The following is a 15974-nucleotide window of genomic DNA, read 5'->3' as shown; positions in this document are numbered from 1 at the left end:
AGGCCGCGTCCACGACGGCCGTCACCGCGTCTCCCGACCCCGCGGCGGTGGGCGAACCGGTGACGTTCGGTGCGACGGTCACCACCGTTCCGCCCGGCGCGGGCCCCCCACCGGCACCGTCACCTTCGACTTCGGCGACGGCTCGGCACCGGTCACCGTCCCCCTCGCCGACGGGGCCGCCGCCACCTCGCACACCTACACCGGCGCCGCGCCAAGCCCGTACACGGTCACCGTCACCTACAACGGCGATGCCGACACCATCACCTCCGTGGGGACCTTCACCCAGACCGTGCAGCCGGCCGGAACCACCACCGGCCTGGCCTCGACGCCCGACCCCTCCACGGTGGGGCAGGAGGTGACGTTCGGTGCGGCGGTCACCGCCGTCCCGCCGGGGGCCGGTACCCCCACCGGCACGGTCACCTTCGACTTCGGTGACGGCACCGCACCGGTCACCGCTCCGGCCCTGGCCGGGGTCGCGACCGCCACCCACGCCTATGCGACCACGGCGGGCAGCCCCTATACCGTCACCGCGGCCTACAGCGGGGACGCCGGCTTCACCACCGCCGCCGTCACCGCCCCGCACACCGTGACGGCCGGCACCGCCACCACCGCGACGACGGTGACCTCCTCGCCCGACCCCACGGTGACCGGCCAGGCGGTGACCGTCACCGCCACCGTGGTCCCCATGCCGTCCGGCGCCGGGGTCCCCACCGGCACCGTCACCTTCGACTTCGGCGACGGAACCGCGGCCATCACGGCGCCGCTGTCCGGCGGTGCAGTGACCGTCGCGCACACCTACACCAGCGCGACCGGCAGCCCGTACAGCATCACCGCCGGCTACGGCGGGGACGCCAACTTCAGCTCCTCCGCGGACGGCGACACCCAGACCGTGCTGCCTGCGGCGACCACCACGACACTGGTCACCGCCCCGGACCCGTCGGTGACCGGGCAGCCGGTGACCCTCATCGCGACGGTGGTGCCGGTCGGTCCGGGGGCCGGGGTGCCGACCGGCACCGTCACCTTCGACTTCGGCGACGGGACGGGCCCGGCTACCGCCGCCCTCTCCAGTGGGGTGGCCCGGATCAGCCACGCGTACACCGGCGCGGGTGGGCCGTTCACCGCGACCGCCAGCTACGACGGGGACGCCGGCTTCACCGCGTCGAGCGGCACCGACACCCAGACCGTCGGCAAGGCCGCCACGACCACCGCGGTGGTCTCCTCCCCCGACCCCACCGTGGCCGGCCAGCCCACCACCCTGAGCGCGACGGTCGCCGCTCAGGCACCCGGGGCGGGCACTCCCACCGGCACCGTCACCTTCGACTTCGGCGACGGCAGCCCCACGGTGACCGCGTCCCTCAGCAACGGCCTCGCCACCACCGCCCACACCTACACCGACACCGCCGGCAGCCCGTACCTCCTCACCGGCACCTACAACGGCGACACCACCTACACGGCATCGAGCGGCACCGACACCCAGAGCGTCAGCAAGGCCGCCACGACCACCGCGGTGGTCTCCTCCCCCGACCCCACCGTGGCCGGCCGGCCCACCACCCTCACCGCCACGGTCGCCTCCGTCGCCCCCGGGGCGGGCACCCCCACCGGCACCGTCACCTTCACCTTCGGCGACGGCACCGGCTCCGCCACGGCCACGCTCTCCGGGGGCGTCGCCACCACCGCCCACACCTGGACCACCCGCACCGGCAGCCCGTACACCCTGACGGCCACCTACAACGGGGACACCGACTTCACCGCCTCGAGCGGCACCGACACCCAGTTGGTCAACAAGGCGGCCACCGCCACGGTCGTGGTGTCCACGCCGAACCCCTCGACTACGGGTGACCCGGTGACCGTCACAGCGAAGGTCACCACGGTGGCTCCCGGAACGGGCACCCCCACCGGGACCCTCACCCTCGCCATCGCCGGGCGCACCCCCCAGACCGTGCCCCTGGTCAACGGCCAGGCCAGCGCGGTGTTCAGCCCCCTGCCGAAGGGAACCCACCTCGTCACCGGCAACTACAACGGCGAAGTGGGCTACGCACCGTCCAGTGGGACCACCGTCCAGGTGGTCAACAACTGAGGCACCGCGGACGGCCGTCGGCCATGTGACCCGTGTCACCTGGCCGGCGGCGTTCAGCGGCCGGGCCGGGGGCCTCGAAAGCCGCGCCACCGTCCTCGCGGGCGAGCGCCCGTCCCGCTCCTCACTGTGACGTGTCTCATGCGGGGACCTCCCGGGCCGCCGAAGAGCAGCGGCCGGGGCGTGAACGGGCCGTGGGGCCGGGCCTGTTGACCTTGGTCCCGTGGTCTGCCCGGGCCGGTCCGCATGGTGTTCCCGCAGCGCAGCGGCGTTCCCGCCACCGGGCCGGAAATAGGGTGGTCGGCAGCAGCGGACAGCGGCCCCTCGGCAGTGCGGGGGGCCTGCGCAACACCAGGACGGACAACACCTCCCATGGACATGAGCGCCGGCGAGCGCAAGGGGCTCAGCCTCTTCGCCCTCATCATGATCGGGATCGGCTCGATCTTCGGCTCCGGATGGCTCTTCGGAGCCGGCGCAGCCGCCCAGGTGGCGGGCCCCGCGTCACTGGTCGCGTGGGTGATCGGCGTCGTCTTCATCGGCATGATCGCGATGTCGTACGCGGAGGTCGGCTCCGCCTACCCGATCCCCGGTGGCATGGCCCGCTACGGGCACCTCTCACACGGCCCGGTCCTGGGCTTCCTCACCGGCTGGGCGGTGTGGATCGCCACCGCCTCACTGATCCCGATCGAGTCGATCGCGGCCACCCAGTACATGACGTCCTGGAGTTTCGGCTGGGCGAAGGGCCTGGTCGACCCGGGCACCCACCAGCTGACCCTCTCCGGCACGGCGGTGGCGCTGGTCTTGACCCTCGCGCTCTGGCTGACCTGCTTCTGGTCGGTGCAGCTGCTGGCCCGCGCCAACACCGTGCTCACCCTGGTCAAGTTCGCCATCCCGGTGCTGGCGGTGCTCGCCCTGGTCGGGTCCGGGTTCCACACCTCGAACTTCACCGCCCACGGCGGCTTCGCCCCGTACGGCTGGCCGGCCGTGCTGACCGCCGTCACCACCTGTGGTGTGGTCTTCGCCTTCAACGGGTTCCAGGCCGTGGTCAACCTCGGCGGAGCCGCGAAGAACCCGGGGCGGGCCATCCCGCTCGCCCTGGCCGGCGCGCTCGCGCTGGGCCTGGTGATCTATCTGGCGCTGCAGGTCTCCTACCTCGGCGCGGTGCCTCCGGAGCTGCTGGAGCGGGCCGGCGGCTGGCAGGGCGTGAACCTCAACTCGCCGTTCGCCGACCTGGCGGAACTGCTGATGCTGCACTGGGTGGTCACCATGCTGCAGTTCGGCGCGTTCATCTCGCCGGCCGGGTCCAACATCGCCAATGTCGCCTCGGCCGCGTACATGGTCACCAACCTCGCCGAGACCGGGTTCTTCCCCCGGAAGCTGGCGGCCGTGCACCCCCGCTACGGCACCGCCCGCCCCGCGATGTGGCTCAACCTCGGCTTCTCCGTGGTGCTGCTGCTCACCGTCGGCCGCAGCTGGCAGGCGCTGGCCGGTGTGGTGTCGGCGGCCATGGTCATCTCGTATCTGATCGGCCCGATCGCGGTGGGGGTGCTGCGGCGGACCCGCCCGGACCTGCCCCGTCCCTTCCGGCTGCCGGCCGCCGGGGTGCTGTGCCCGCTCACCTTCACCTTCGCCGCCTGCGCGCTGTACTGGTCGAAGTGGCCGGAGACCGGCAAGATCACCCTGCTGACGCTGGTGTCCACACCGGTCGCGGCGCTGGTGCTGTGGCGCCGGGGCGAGATCGGAAAGGGCCGCGAAACGTCCGGCAGGGGCGGGCGCGGCGCGAGCCTGCTGCGGCAGTTCGCTCCGGCCTGGTGGATGATCACCTTCCTGGTGTGGACGGCGGCGGTGTCCGCGCTGGGCGGCCGGGAGTTCGGCGGCCGGGGCGTCCTCCCCGGTGTGCTGGGCACCGTCCTGATCGCGGTCACCGCCCCGGTCTTCTACTTCTGGGCGGTGCGCTCCGGGGTCACGGCCCATGAACGGGGCCTGACCGGCGCTCCGTCCGTCGCCGAAGCCGCCCCGCACGGCACCGGCGCCGCCGACGACGCCCTCGAAGGCGCGCGCCCGAAGGCCTCGGTCTGAGCCTCCGTCCGAGGACATCCCGCAGCGTGCACGAGCCATTGGCCGCAGATTCCTGAAACGCCGGGCCGACCGGGTACATCATTTACCCGGAGGCCCGAGGGGGATCTGCGCGGACGAATGGAGTACCACGTGACACGCATACTGGTCATCGGCGGCGGGATCGCCGGTACGGCGACCGCACTGGCCCTGCACAAGGCGGGGTTCGACGTCGCCGTGCACGAGGCGCATCCCGACACGGCCGAGGACGTCGGGGCGTTTCTGACCTTGGCGAGCAACGGGATGCGTGCACTGGCGCAGCTCGACGCCTCGGATGCGGTCACCGCCCTCGGCTTTCCGCTGCGCGCGATGCGGGTGCTCGACGACCAGGGTGCCGAGGTGGCCCGTGTGCCGCTCGGGGAGGCCGACGACGCGTCCCTGCGGTACCGGTGCCTGCGCCGTGGCGAGTTGAACGCCGCGTTGCAGGCCGAGGCCTTGCGCCGGGGAATCGAGCTGTCGCACGGGGCGCGGCTGGTGTCCGTGGAGAGGGGCCCGGGCAAGGTGACCGCGCGTTTCGCCGACGGCGGCGTCGCGACCGGTGATCTGCTCATCGGCGCCGACGGCCTGAACTCGACCGTCCGGCAATCGATCGCGCCCGGCGCAGATCCCGTCTATGCGGGGCAGAGCGTCTTCTACGGCTACACGCACAGCGCCCCGGTGGTGGAGGACACGGGGCACATCACCATGGTGCGGGGCAGCAGTGCCGCCTTCGGCTACGCGGTCTCGCCGGACGGGGAGACGAACTGGTTCGCACGCGTCGCCGGTCAGGCCCTCCCCGCCGATGAGCTCGCACACTCCACGCCCTCCCGCCGGCGGCAGCAACTCGTCGAGCTGCTGGGCCAGGACGCCACCCCCGCTGCGGGCATCGTCGCGGCCTCCACCGACGGCATCATGGCCACCAACGCCACCGAGATCCCGCTCGGTACCCCCTGGCGCTCCGGACGGACGCTGCTCCTCGGTGATGCCGCGCACGCGGCGTCACCCGCGACGGGGCAAGGGGCCTCGATGGCGTTGGAGGACGCCGTCATCCTCGCCAAGTCCCTGCGGGACACGCCCGGTCTGGACAGCGCGCTCGCCCTCTACGAGGCATGCCGCCGCCCCCGCGTGGAGCACAACATCACCGCCAGCGGAGAGATCTCCCGCGGCACCCGGGCCCCCGCGCGCACCGGCCGCGCACCCTCCCCCCAGCGTCCCGGCGACGACACCCTGGCCCGCCAACTGGACTGGGACCTCGATATGAACGCCGTCGGCGGCAACCCGGGCTGAGCTGGAGGCGGGCGGAGCAGGCCGTGCCTGTCAGCGTCCGGAAGACACAACTGTGTCGAGGGTGTGGGCGAGTTCGACGGGTGCGGACAGCATGGGCCAATGTCCGGTGGGCAGGTGGAAGCGCCGCCACGGTGACTGGTGGAGGAAGGCCAGCGCCGGCACCCCGGCATCCAGCAGGGCCTGGGCATCGTTGCAGGCGAGCACCACCTGGTCGACGTCGGGGCCGAGCTCTCCGGGGCGGGTCAGCCGCTGTTCGAAGGTGCGGAAGGGCTGGGGCGTGGCCCGGGTGCGCATGAGGCCGAGCCGGTCCTCGTCGAGCCCTTCGAGGGAGCTGAGCGTGCCGAGCAGGCCGACGGGCGGCAAGGGCAGCTGCCATCCGTCTCCGTGCTCGGCGACCTGCTGGTGCAGTCGGCTGACCACGTCTTCCGGCATGACGTCGAGCAGGCCCGTGCCCTCGGCAAAGGGAGCGCTGTCGAGATAGACGACACGTTCCAGGCGCGTCCCGAGGCGGCCCGCGGCGGCGGTGACGGGAACCGAGGCATAGCTGTGCGCCACGAGGGTGACCTCGTGCAGGTTCTGCTCCACGACGAACGCGGTGATGTCGTCGATGTGCGTGTCCAGGCCCACCTCCGGGGTGGCGAGGGCGGATCGTTCGCCCAGGCCGGTCAGCGTCATCGGCAGCGCGCTGTGGCCGCGCTCCCGCAGCGCCTGCGCAGTGTCCTCCCACGCCCAGGCTCCGAGCCAGGCACCAGGGACGAGTACGAAGGTAGCCATGCGATTTCTCCTTGGATTTAAGGGGTTGCGGCGAGAGTAGAGTCCATACAGGACAGTTTCCGCCCTCACATGATGAGTGATGCATGTCACACCCCTTGACGCGTGTACTGGCCCTGCTGGAACTCCTCCAGACACAGCCAGGCCTGACCGGTGCACAGCTGGCGGACCGCCTGGGGACCGATGTGCGCACGGTGCGGCGCTACGCGGCACGCCTGCGCGAGCTGGGCCTCCCGGTGGAATCGGGCCGGGGCCGCTTCGGTGGTTACCGGCTGGCCCGCGGCTACCGGATGCCACCGCTGATGCTCACCAACGAAGAAGCCCTCGTGATCGTGCTGGGGCTGCTGGCCGGGGACCGCCTGGGCATGAGCACCACCGCTCCGGCCGGCGCCGGCGCCCTCGCCAAGATCGAACGAGTACTCCCGGATCCGCTGCGTGCACCGCTGGCCGCCATGCGGGACACCTTGTCCTTCACCACCGACACCGTGCTCGCGCAGGCCCCCGAAACCGGCGTCCTGCTGACCCTGGCGCAGGCATGCCACTCCGGTCACACCGTCGGCCTGCGCTACCGCTCCTGGCACCGGGAACACACGGAGCGCGAGGTCGACCCGTACGGCGTGGTCTTCCATTCCGGGTGCTGGTACCTCGTCGGCCACGACCACCTCCGGGACGGCCTGCGTACCTTTCGCATCGACCGGATCGCCTCCGCCACGCCCGGTACGGCAACGTTCACCGCCCCCGACGACTTCGACCCGGTGACCCACCTCACCGCATCCCTGGCCCGGACCCCCGCACCGTGGCGGGTCGAGGTACTGATCGAGGGCCCCCTCGAGGACATCGCGCGCCGGCTGCCCCGCACGATCGTCACCCTCACCACCACACCCACCGGCGTACTGATGCGCGCGCAGGCCGCACATCTGGACACCGTGGCCCGCCTGCTCGCCTCCCTGGAATGGCCCTTCACCGTCCACAGCCCCGACCAACTGCGCCACTCGCTCAAAGACCTGGCCCAACAGCTCACGGCCGCCGCCGAACGAACGCCCGGGGACGCCCCGACGTAGACAGCGCGTCATCGCATCCAGGGCGGCGCCGACCGGCCGGGCCGCGGGGGGAAGTGCAGACCGAAGGGAGGCGGACGGTGCGGGAGATCGAGGGGTGGGCCAGCTCGTGGAACAAGGCCTCGGGCGTGGGCCGTTCGCCGGTGCGCGTAGTGACGGCCAACAGAAAAGGCAAGGAGAGACCTCTCCTTGCCACTCTTAACTTATAGCGCACCGGGGGGCTTGCGGCAAGACCCAGGGGGTGGCGCAAAATCGTCGGCCGAGACCACAACCTGCGGAAATGGGGACACGGCGTGCGTGAGTTGTCGATGCATGGGGGGATGCGGTGGCGTCGAACCAGTGGGGGGACAGAGACGAGAACGTGCCCGACAAGAGGTGCGACAGAGCTGGAGGCGCCGGTGAGGCGACCGGCCGGCGCAGGGCAACGGGACACGACTGCCTCGGAGGCATCGCGATGAGCGAGCAGTACGTGTGGGATCTTCACGAGGCTGACGAGACGCAGGTCGCGGTTGTCGGCGGCAAGGGCGCGCACCTGGGCGGGCTGTCGGGGATCGAAGGCATCCGCGTACCGGGCGGCTTCTGCGTGACGACGGACGCCTTCCGGCGGATCATGGCGGAAGCGCCATCGATCGACGACCGGCTCGATCAGCTGTCGCGCCTGAACCCTGACGACCGGGAGGCGGTCCGCACGCTCAGCGCGGAGATCCGCCGGACCATCGAAGGGACCGCCATCCCGGGCGATCTCGCGGCGGCGATCACCCGCGCGCTCGACCGACTCGGCGAACAGACCGCCTGCGCCGTCCGGTCCAGCGCGACGGCAGAGGACCTGCCGACGGCCTCCTTCGCCGGCCAGCAGGACTCGTACCTGAACGTCGTGGGGCCGGCGGCGATCCTCCGGCACATCAGCCGGTGCTGGGCTTCGCTGTTCACCGAGCGGGCCGTGACCTACCGCCGGCGGAACGGCATCGACCACCGTACGGTCCACATGGCCGTGGTCGTGCAGCAGATGGTCTTCCCGCAGGCGGCCGGCGTCCTGTTCACGGCCGACCCCGTCACGGGCCACCGGAAGGTGGCCACCGTGGACGCCGGCTTCGGCCTCGGCGAGGCCCTGGTCTCCGGCCTGGTGAACCCGGACGTCTTCACGGTGCAAGACGGCGAAGTCGTTGACAGGGCGATCGCCGCCAAACAGCGTGCCGTGCACGCCCTGCCGAGCGGCGGTACGCGGGAGGTGGCGATCGACGCGCAGCGGCAGGAGCAGCCGGCACTGACGGATGCGCAGGCCGTGCGGCTCGTGCAGCTCGGGCGACGGATCGAGGCCCACTTCGGCCGCCCGCAGGACATCGAATGGTGCCTGGTCGACGACGGCTTCCGGATCGTTCAGAGCCGGCCGATCACGACGCTGTTCCCGATCCCCGAGACCGGCGACCAGGAGAATCACGTCTACGTCTCCGTCGGTCATCAGCAGATGATGACCGACCCCATGAAGCCCCTGGGGCTCTCCATGTGGCAGCTGACGGCCATGGTGCCGATGCACGAGGCGGCCGGGAGGCTGTTCGTCGACGTCACCCGGCGCCTGGCCTCGCCCGCGAGCCGCGCCGGCCTCCTGGACCTCATGGGGAGAGGCGATCCGCTGGTCAGGGACGCGCTGGAGACCGTCCTCGACCGCGACGGCTTCGTCCCGTCGCTCCCGGACGCGGGTCCCGGCGGGCCGCCGGCCGGCGGTGCGCCCGCCCCGGTCGGGACCGATCCGGCCGTTGTCACCGAGCTGGTCGACCGCAGCCAGGCGTCCATCGCGGCCCTGGAGCGCGACATCCGGACGAAGACCGGACCGGCGCTGTTCGACTTCCTGCTGGAGGCCTTCGAGGAGCACAAACGGGTCCTCAGCGATCCACTGAACTTTCAGGCGATCATGGCAGGGATGGAGGCCACGTGGTGGCTCAACGACAAGCTGCAGGAGTGGCTGGGCGAGAAGAACGCGGCTGACACACTCACGCTGTCCGCTCCCGGCAACGTCACGTCGGAGATGGGACTGGCGCTGCTCGACGTCGCGGACGTGATCCGCCCGCAGTCGGAGGTGGTGACGTTTTTGCAGGGCGCCCTGGACGAGGGCTTCCTGGACGAGCTGGCGAAGCTCGCGGGCGGGGCCGCGGCGCGCGACGCCATCGAGGCCTACCTCGACCGGTACGGCATGCGCTGCGTCGGCGAAATCGACATCACGAGGCCGCGTTGGCGCGAGCGCCCCACCACGCTCGTACCCGTGATCCTCGACAACGTCAGGAACTTCGAGCCGGGCGCCGCCGAGCGGCGTTTCGAGCAAGGGCGGCAGAAGGCGCAGACGAAGGAACAGGACGTGCTGTCACGCTTGCGGGCCCTGCCGGACGGGGACCGGAAAGCCGACGAGGCCAAGCGGATGATCGACCGGGTCAGAACCTTCATCGGGTACCGGGAGTACCCGAAGTACGGCATCGTCAGCCGTTACTTCGTCTACAAGCAGGCCCTGTGGGAGGAGGCCGGGCGCCTTGTGCAGGCCGACGTGCTTCCCGAGAAGGAGGACATCTTCTACCTCACGTTCCAGGAACTCCACGACGTCGTGCGCTCGCACCGGGTGGATGACCGGCTCATCCAGCAGCGCAAGGACGCCTTCCGGTCGTACCAGGCGCTCACACCGCCCCGGGTCCTCACCTCGGATGGTGAGGCCGTCACCGGGGCGTACCGGCGCGACGACGTGCCGGCCGGCGCCCTGACCGGCCTGCCGGTCTCCGCCGGGACCATCGAGGGAAGGGCCCGCGTCATCCTTGACATGGCGGAGGCCGATCTCGAAGCGGGCGACATCCTGGTCACGACGTTCACGGACCCCAGCTGGTCGCCGCTGTTCGTCGCTGTCGCGGGCCTGGTGACGGAGGTGGGCGGCCTGATGACCCATGGCGCAGTGATCGCCCGGGAGTACGGGTTGCCGGCCGTCGTGGGCGTCGGGCAAGCCACCCGGCTGATCCGGGACGGGCAGCGGATCCGCGTGCACGGAACCGACGGGTACGTCGAGATCCTGTCCTGACCGACCGCACCGAGAAGCCCTCTCCGGGGAGCCCGGGCCCCACCCTCAGACTCTGCGGAGAGTGCACGGTCGCCGAACCCCCGTTCACGAACCACGAGTTCACGGCAGAGTGCCCCGTCGGCCTGCGCACACAGGCCAACGGGGCTTCTTCACGTCCGCATACGAACAGCAGGAAGCCGGGCGAAAGCATGGTTCGTGAACTGTGCCGGATGTTTCAGCCGGGCAGTCCTCGAACGAACCCGGCGACCACCGTCGCCACCGCTTCCGGAGTCTCCATGGTCATGGGGTGGGTGGCGTCGATCCGGTCGACGCTGACCGTCGGCCGGGTGCGGGAGAGCACAGCCAGCTCGTCAGCGACCTCTCGTGCGAACCGGGCCCTGAATTCGCCGAACCACTCCATGCCGGGCGCAGGGGGTAGCTGTCGGCCGGCCTGTACCAGCAGCAGCGGGCGGTCGATCCCGTCCAGCCATGCGGCGGCACCGGGCGCGCCGAGCCTGTGGAGTTCGTCGACAATCTCCAGCGCCGCCGCCCGCTCCGGCAGCGTCTGCCACGTGCCGTCGGGCAACGGGCGTGCGGCCGCGCGGGCAGCGGCCTCCGCACGGTCCGCGGGAATCCCGAACCGGGCGCAGTTGAGGACCTGCTCCTCGATGTAGTCGGGTGGCGCGATGACCCCGGCCGACGCCAGCAGCCCCTCGCTCACCCGGTCGGCGTCGGGATACTCGCGTCCCCACCAGAAGCCGTCGAGATTCACGGCGGCACGGGTGCGGTCCGGGTTCGCCCGGGCGTACTCGACCGCGACCAGTCCGCCGAGGGAATGGCCCACCACTACGGCCTCCGGCACGCCCTGCGCATCGAGCGTGTCCGCGATGTGCCGCACCACGGTGGGGATGGTCCAGGGGGAGATGCCGGGAGAGCGGCCGTGCCCGGGAAGGTCGACGGCGAGGACACGGTGGCCGGAGGCAAGCAGGGCGGCCGAGGCGTCCCAGTCGGTGAGCGACCTTCCGTAACCGTGCAGGAGCACCAGTTGAGGGCCGTCGCCCCCGTAATCATGAACGTGTAAGAGTGTCATTGGGCCTCCTGTAGAGGGCACACAGCACATCGCACACCAGGATTAAGGGCCCCCGCCGCCCGCGAAGTACGCACGATGCGGGGCGACTTGAGCGAGGGCCATCCAGCCGGCACCAGCCTGGAATGCCACCGGGGCGCTGTTCCCCTGTCGCGCAAAGGGGCAGGGGTGGTGGGGCCGGAGGCGTTCTCCGGCCCCCGCGCTACGGCGGGTGGATCAGCGGCACCACAGGTGAGAGACCATGGCGGATGTGACAGACCCGAACTACGCGGATGTGACAGGCCCGGACAAGGCGCAGGGTGTGCGCGTCTCACGCCCCCGGCCCAGGGTAGGGGTGGTTGCCTCGTTCGGCTTCGGCCGGGACCGTGAGATCTGGCGCTGGGCGCCGGAGAGGGTGTCGCTGTTCATCGCGCGTACCGGCCCTGTGACGTTCTCCGACACCCTCGAACTGGTCTCGTCCCTCAACCGCCCCGGGCGCGAGGACCGGCCCACCCGTGAGGTCTGCGCAATCGGCTCCGGAGGCGACGCGGCCACCGCTTCCGGCCTCACCACGTCCGACCGACGCCGTCCACACACCCCGGCTACGCACCCGAGCACGAGAGAGGCGCACCCATGACACAGCAGCCCGCCACCACCCCGTACCACAGCGGCCTGTTGAGCAACGACGCCGACCGCGAACGTGACCGCTTGGAGTCCATCCAACGCAGTGTCGACGCTTTCACCACCGGCATTCTCGACCGCCTTCCCATCGAATCGTCCTGGAACTGCCTGGAACTGGGCGCAGGCTCGGGCTCCATCGCCTACTGGCTCGCCGAACGCTGTCCGGACGGACGCGTGGTCGCCACCGACCTCGACACCCGCCACCTCGATGCGGACCGGGCCGCGCATCTGGAGATCCAGGAAGCCGACATCACACGCGAGGACTACGCACCCGGCAGCTTCGACCTCATCCACGCCCGCTACCTGTTCTGCCATCTCCCGGAACGGGACCACATGGTCGCGCGGGCCGCCGGCTGGCTCTCCCCCGGTGGCTGGCTCGTCATCGAAGAGCCTTATCACCTGCCGGCCGACACCTCGCCCTTCCCTCTGGTCCAGCGCATCCTCGACGCCTACCAGCGCACCTACCGCGAACACGGCGCCGACATGACCTGGGCCCGGGCCCTGCCTGCCCTCCTCGCCCGCAACGCATTGACAGAGGTGGCCTTCGCCGGGAACCTCGGCTGCATGGGCGGACTCGGCCAGGACCGCTGGCTCCCGCTCATCACCCAGGCGGCTCCCGCCCTCCTCGCCGACGGCCTCGTCACCGAGGCCGACCTGACCGAGTTCGCCACCCTGCTGAAAGACCCGGCGTTCATCGACATCCCGCAAGTCACCATCTCCGCATGGGGCCGCCGTCCCGGCACACCCCCGAACACGGAGGGCTGAGCAGGACGGCGAGGGCCGGTCCGGCCACAGCCTGGCGGTCTCTCGCCGTCCCGTGGGGCAACTGCCGTAGCGCGCCTTGCCGCCACCCGGGCGGTACAGCATAAATAGGGAGCATGAGCGGAAATCCGGGTCGATTCCGGCGTTGGCTGAGCCGCGCCCCCGGCCGTTCCGCCATTCCGGGCACGCCCCCTGCCGGAGACAGCACCGACGACGACCAGCAGGACGAACGCACAGCGGGGGCCGGCGGTCCTGCAGGGGCCGGAGGCTCTGCGGAGGCCGCAGAGCCCACAGAGGACGGCGGTCGCACGGAGGACGGCGGTCCCGCGGAGACCGGCGGTCCTCCGCAGGACGAACGCCCCGCGAGTGCCGGAGGTCCGCAGCACCCCCAACCCTCCATGACCACACGCAGCGTCGCCCGGGAAGTCTTCCTCCTCCAGCTGGTGCTCGTGGTGCTGCTGGTCGCGGCGGCGGTGGTGGCCCTCGTCGTCCAGGCCCGGCGGGACACCATGACCGACGCCCGGCACCGGACGCTCGCCGCCGCCGAGTCCTTCGCGCACTCCTGGGGGCTCCAGCAGGCGCTGAACAGCGACAATCCGTCCGCGAAGCTCCAGCCGCTCGCCGAAGCGGCCCGGAAGGCCTCCGGCGTCGACGCCCTCATCGTGTACAAGCTCGACGGGATCACCCTCACCCACAGCGACCCGCGGCAGATCGGCAAGCACGTCATCGGCCCGTATGCCGAAGCCGCCCGGGGCAAGCCCTTCACCCGGACCTTCCAGGGCGCCCTGGGCCTCTCCGTGGTCTCCGTGGCCCCCGTCAAGGACGCCTCGGGCCGGGTCGTCGCCCTCGTCGCCGCGCCGGTCACGGTGGAGAAGGTGCAGAAGTCGGTCAACCGGCAGCTGCCCATGTTCCTGGGCACCGCAGTCGTGGCACTGGCGCTCGCCGGAGGCGGCGCGGGACTGGTGAGCCGTCGGCTGCGCCGGCAGACCCACGGCCTGGGACCGGCCGAGATGACCCGGATGTACGAGCACCACGATGCGGTCCTGCACGCGGTACGGGAGGGTGTCCTCATCGTCGGGCGCGACGGGCGGCTGCTGCTGGCCAACGACGAGGCGCGGCGGCTGCTGGGCCTGCCGGCGGCAGCGGAGGGACGCCATGTCGGCGACCTGGGGCTGGACCACCGCACCGCCGAACTCCTGGCGTCGGACCGCAGCGCCACCGACGAGGTGCACCTGGCCCAGGACAGACTGCTGGCCCTCAACAAGCGGTCCACCTCCACCGCCCACGGAGCCCACCAGGGAAGCGTGGTGACCCTGCGCGACACCACCGAACTGAGGTGGCTGTCAGGGCGCGCCGAGGTGGCACGGGAGCGGCTCCGACTCCTCTACGACGCCGGGGTGCGGATCGGCTCCACGCTCAATGTCGTGCGCACGGCCGAGGAACTGGCGCAGGTGGCGGTCCCCCGGTTCGCCGACATCGTCACCGTCGAGCTGCTGGACCCGGTCCTGAAGGGCGAGGAGCCGACCGTGGCGGGTTCCGAGCTGCGCCGGGCGGCCCTCGCCGGCCTGGCGCCGGACCATCCGCTCTACCCCGTCGGCGAGCTGATCCGGTTCGTCCCGGACGTCCCGGTGGGCGCACACCGGGACCGGGTCCGCTCCCTGGTGGAGCCGGACCTGGCCGGCTCGTCCGCCTGGCGGTCCCAGGACCCGGAACGCACCCGGCGCATCCTGGACCACGGGGTGCACTCCCTGGCGGTCGTACCGCTGCGCGCCCGGGGGGAGGTGCTGGGACTGGTGGACTTCTGGCGGTCGGGGGGCACTCCGCCCTTCGACGACGAGGACCTGTCCTTCGCCGAGGAGCTGGCGGGGCGGGCCGCGGTGGGGATCGACAACGCCCGGCGCTACACCCGCGAGCGCACGATGGCGATGACGCTCCAGCGCAGCCTGATGCCCCGCGGCCTGCCCGACCAGGACATCCTGGAGGTGGCGCACCGCTATCTCCCCGCCCGGGCCGGAGTGGGCGGGGACTGGTTCGACGTCATCCCGCTGCCCGGTGCCCGGGTGGCGCTGGTCGTCGGCGACGTGGTCGGCCACGGCGTGCACGCGGCGGCCACCATGGGGCGGCTGCGCATCGCCGTGCACAACTTCTCGGCCCTGGACCTCTCCCCCGACGAGCTGCTGGGCCACCTCGACGAGCTGGTGACCCACCTCGACGTCCAGGACGAGGACAACGACGAGGGACCCGCGATCACCGGCGCCACCTGCCTGTACGTCATCTATGACTCCGTCTCCGGGCGGGTCACCACGGCCACGGCCGGTCATCTGCCGCCGGCCGTGGCCTACCCCGACGGGACGGTGGAGTTCCTGCACCCTCCCGTCTCCCCGCCGTTGGGCCTGAGCACCGGCCTGCCCTTCGAGTCCACCGAGCTGTCGCTGCCGGAGGGCTCGCGGCTGGTGCTCTACACCGACGGGCTGATCGAGAACCGCAGCCGTGACCTGGACGCGGGTCTGGAGACACTGCGGGCGGCCCTTGCCGGACCGGACCGTACGCCGGAGGACACCTGCGCCGCCGTCATGCAATCGCTGCTGCCCGCCAGGTCCACCGACGATGTCGCGCTGCTGGTGGCCCGGCCCCGGGGGCTGGACCCGGCGGACGTGGCCGAGTGGGACGTCCCCCGCGATCCGGCGGCGGTGGGTCCGGTCCGCAACGCCTGCGTCCGACAATTGGAGGACTGGGGTCTGCAGCACATCGCCTACGGCACCGAGCTCATCCTCAGCGAACTGATCACCAACGCCATTCGCTACGGCGCCGACCCCCTCCACGTGCGGCTCCTGCACACCCGCAGCACCCTGATCTCCGAGGTCTCCGACGGCAGCAGCACCTCCCCGCACATCCGCCAGGCGAAGGACACCGACGAAAACGGCCGCGGCCTCTTCCTTGTGGCGCAGTTCGCCGAACGCTGGGGTACCCGCTACTCCCCCAGAGGCAAAACGATCTGGGCCTCCCAGGCAATCGCCCCCGAGGCCCTGCCCCCGGAAGAGGAGCCACCGGAGCACCTCCTCAGCCGTTGGGAGCAGCACGGGGGGTGGTGAGGCCGTGGCACCGCGCCTGCGCCGGCGAACGCGAACGAGCGGGATACCGCCCTACGCG

Annotated in this window: 10 protein-coding genes; 8 read left to right on the top strand and 2 right to left on the bottom strand. The window is 71.5% G+C overall.

Translation table 11 applies throughout. The annotated features are described in order from the left end of the window. Positions 1-268: 268 nt before the first annotated feature. The 3 genes from OHS81_RS37215 (at position 269) to OHS81_RS37205 (ending at position 5455) form a co-directional block, all read left to right on the top strand. A complete protein-coding gene (locus OHS81_RS37215) occupies positions 269-2077 on the top strand; it encodes a beta strand repeat-containing protein (protein WP_328390786.1) in 1809 nt (602 codons plus the stop codon). A gap of 369 nt (positions 2078-2446) precedes the next feature. Then, the gene (locus tag OHS81_RS37210) at positions 2447-4153 is read left to right on the top strand and encodes an APC family permease (RefSeq protein ID WP_328390784.1); all 1707 of its coding nucleotides are present in this window, start codon (positions 2447-2449) and stop codon (positions 4151-4153) included. 129 nt (positions 4154-4282) lie between these two features. Beyond that, positions 4283-5455 carry an FAD-dependent oxidoreductase gene (locus tag OHS81_RS37205; RefSeq protein ID WP_328390782.1) on the top strand — a complete coding sequence of 391 codons (1173 nt, stop codon included), beginning with the start codon at positions 4283-4285 and terminating at the stop codon, positions 5453-5455. Between the two features lie 30 nt (positions 5456-5485). On the opposite strand, the gene OHS81_RS37200 is transcribed toward OHS81_RS37205, so the two are convergent. Beyond that, entirely contained in the window at positions 5486-6229 is a 744-nt protein-coding gene (locus tag OHS81_RS37200; RefSeq protein WP_328390780.1) for an alpha/beta fold hydrolase, read from the bottom strand. 83 nt (positions 6230-6312) lie between these two features. Here OHS81_RS37200 and OHS81_RS37195 point away from each other — a divergent pair, with 83 nt between their 5' ends. Together OHS81_RS37195 and rph are read left to right on the top strand one after the other, a co-directional pair. Continuing rightward, positions 6313-7287 (top strand): helix-turn-helix transcriptional regulator, encoded by a 975-nt coding sequence (locus OHS81_RS37195; RefSeq protein ID WP_328390778.1) that lies wholly within the window; start codon positions 6313-6315, stop codon positions 7285-7287. A 451-nt stretch (positions 7288-7738) separates the two neighbouring features. Further along, positions 7739-10336, top strand: a complete 2598-nt coding sequence (gene rph / locus OHS81_RS37190) for a rifamycin-inactivating phosphotransferase (RefSeq protein WP_328390776.1) — start codon at positions 7739-7741, stop codon at positions 10334-10336. Between the two features lie 214 nt (positions 10337-10550). On the opposite strand, the gene OHS81_RS37185 is transcribed toward rph, so the two are convergent. Further along, complete coding sequence (locus OHS81_RS37185; RefSeq protein ID WP_328390774.1) at positions 10551-11405, bottom strand: alpha/beta fold hydrolase; 855 nt, start codon at positions 11403-11405, stop codon at positions 10551-10553. Between the two features lie 238 nt (positions 11406-11643). Between OHS81_RS37185 and OHS81_RS37180 the strand changes: the two genes are divergently transcribed. The 3 genes from OHS81_RS37180 (at position 11644) to OHS81_RS37170 (ending at position 15916) form a co-directional block, all read left to right on the top strand. Further along, positions 11644-12018 (top strand): hypothetical protein, encoded by a 375-nt coding sequence (locus OHS81_RS37180; protein WP_328390772.1) that lies wholly within the window; start codon positions 11644-11646, stop codon positions 12016-12018. Then, positions 12015-12827: a class I SAM-dependent methyltransferase gene (locus OHS81_RS37175; RefSeq protein WP_328390770.1), complete on the top strand. Its 813-nt coding sequence runs from the start codon at positions 12015-12017 to the stop codon at positions 12825-12827. The genes OHS81_RS37180 and OHS81_RS37175 overlap by 4 nt, the downstream gene beginning before the upstream one ends. A 395-nt stretch (positions 12828-13222) precedes the next feature. After that, entirely contained in the window at positions 13223-15916 is a 2694-nt protein-coding gene (locus OHS81_RS37170) for a SpoIIE family protein phosphatase (protein ID WP_328390768.1), read from the top strand. The last annotated feature ends 58 nt before the right edge of the window (positions 15917-15974 follow it).

It is taken from the genome of Streptomyces sp. NBC_00400, from assembly GCF_036048035.1.
Taxonomy (GTDB): Bacteria; Actinomycetota; Actinomycetes; order Streptomycetales; family Streptomycetaceae; genus Streptomyces.
This window is presented reverse-complemented; position numbering and strand designations above follow the sequence as displayed.

Excerpts from the sequence above, each read along its gene's own strand:
- OHS81_RS37210 (WP_328390784.1), top strand. The coding sequence starts at position 2,447 with ATGGACATGAGCGCCGGCGAGCGCAAGGGGCTCAGCCTCTTCGCCCTC.
- OHS81_RS37200 (WP_328390780.1), bottom strand. The coding sequence starts at position 6,229 with ATGGCTACCTTCGTACTCGTCCCTGGTGCCTGGCTCGGAGCCTGGGCG.
- OHS81_RS37195 (WP_328390778.1), top strand. The coding sequence starts at position 6,313 with ATGTCACACCCCTTGACGCGTGTACTGGCCCTGCTGGAACTCCTCCAG.
- rph (WP_328390776.1), top strand. The coding sequence starts at position 7,739 with ATGAGCGAGCAGTACGTGTGGGATCTTCACGAGGCTGACGAGACGCAG.
- OHS81_RS37185 (WP_328390774.1), bottom strand. The coding sequence starts at position 11,405 with ATGACACTCTTACACGTTCATGATTACGGGGGCGACGGCCCTCAACTG.
- OHS81_RS37180 (WP_328390772.1), top strand. The coding sequence starts at position 11,644 with ATGGCGGATGTGACAGACCCGAACTACGCGGATGTGACAGGCCCGGAC.
- OHS81_RS37175 (WP_328390770.1), top strand. The coding sequence starts at position 12,015 with ATGACACAGCAGCCCGCCACCACCCCGTACCACAGCGGCCTGTTGAGC.
- OHS81_RS37170 (WP_328390768.1), top strand. The coding sequence starts at position 13,223 with ATGACCACACGCAGCGTCGCCCGGGAAGTCTTCCTCCTCCAGCTGGTG.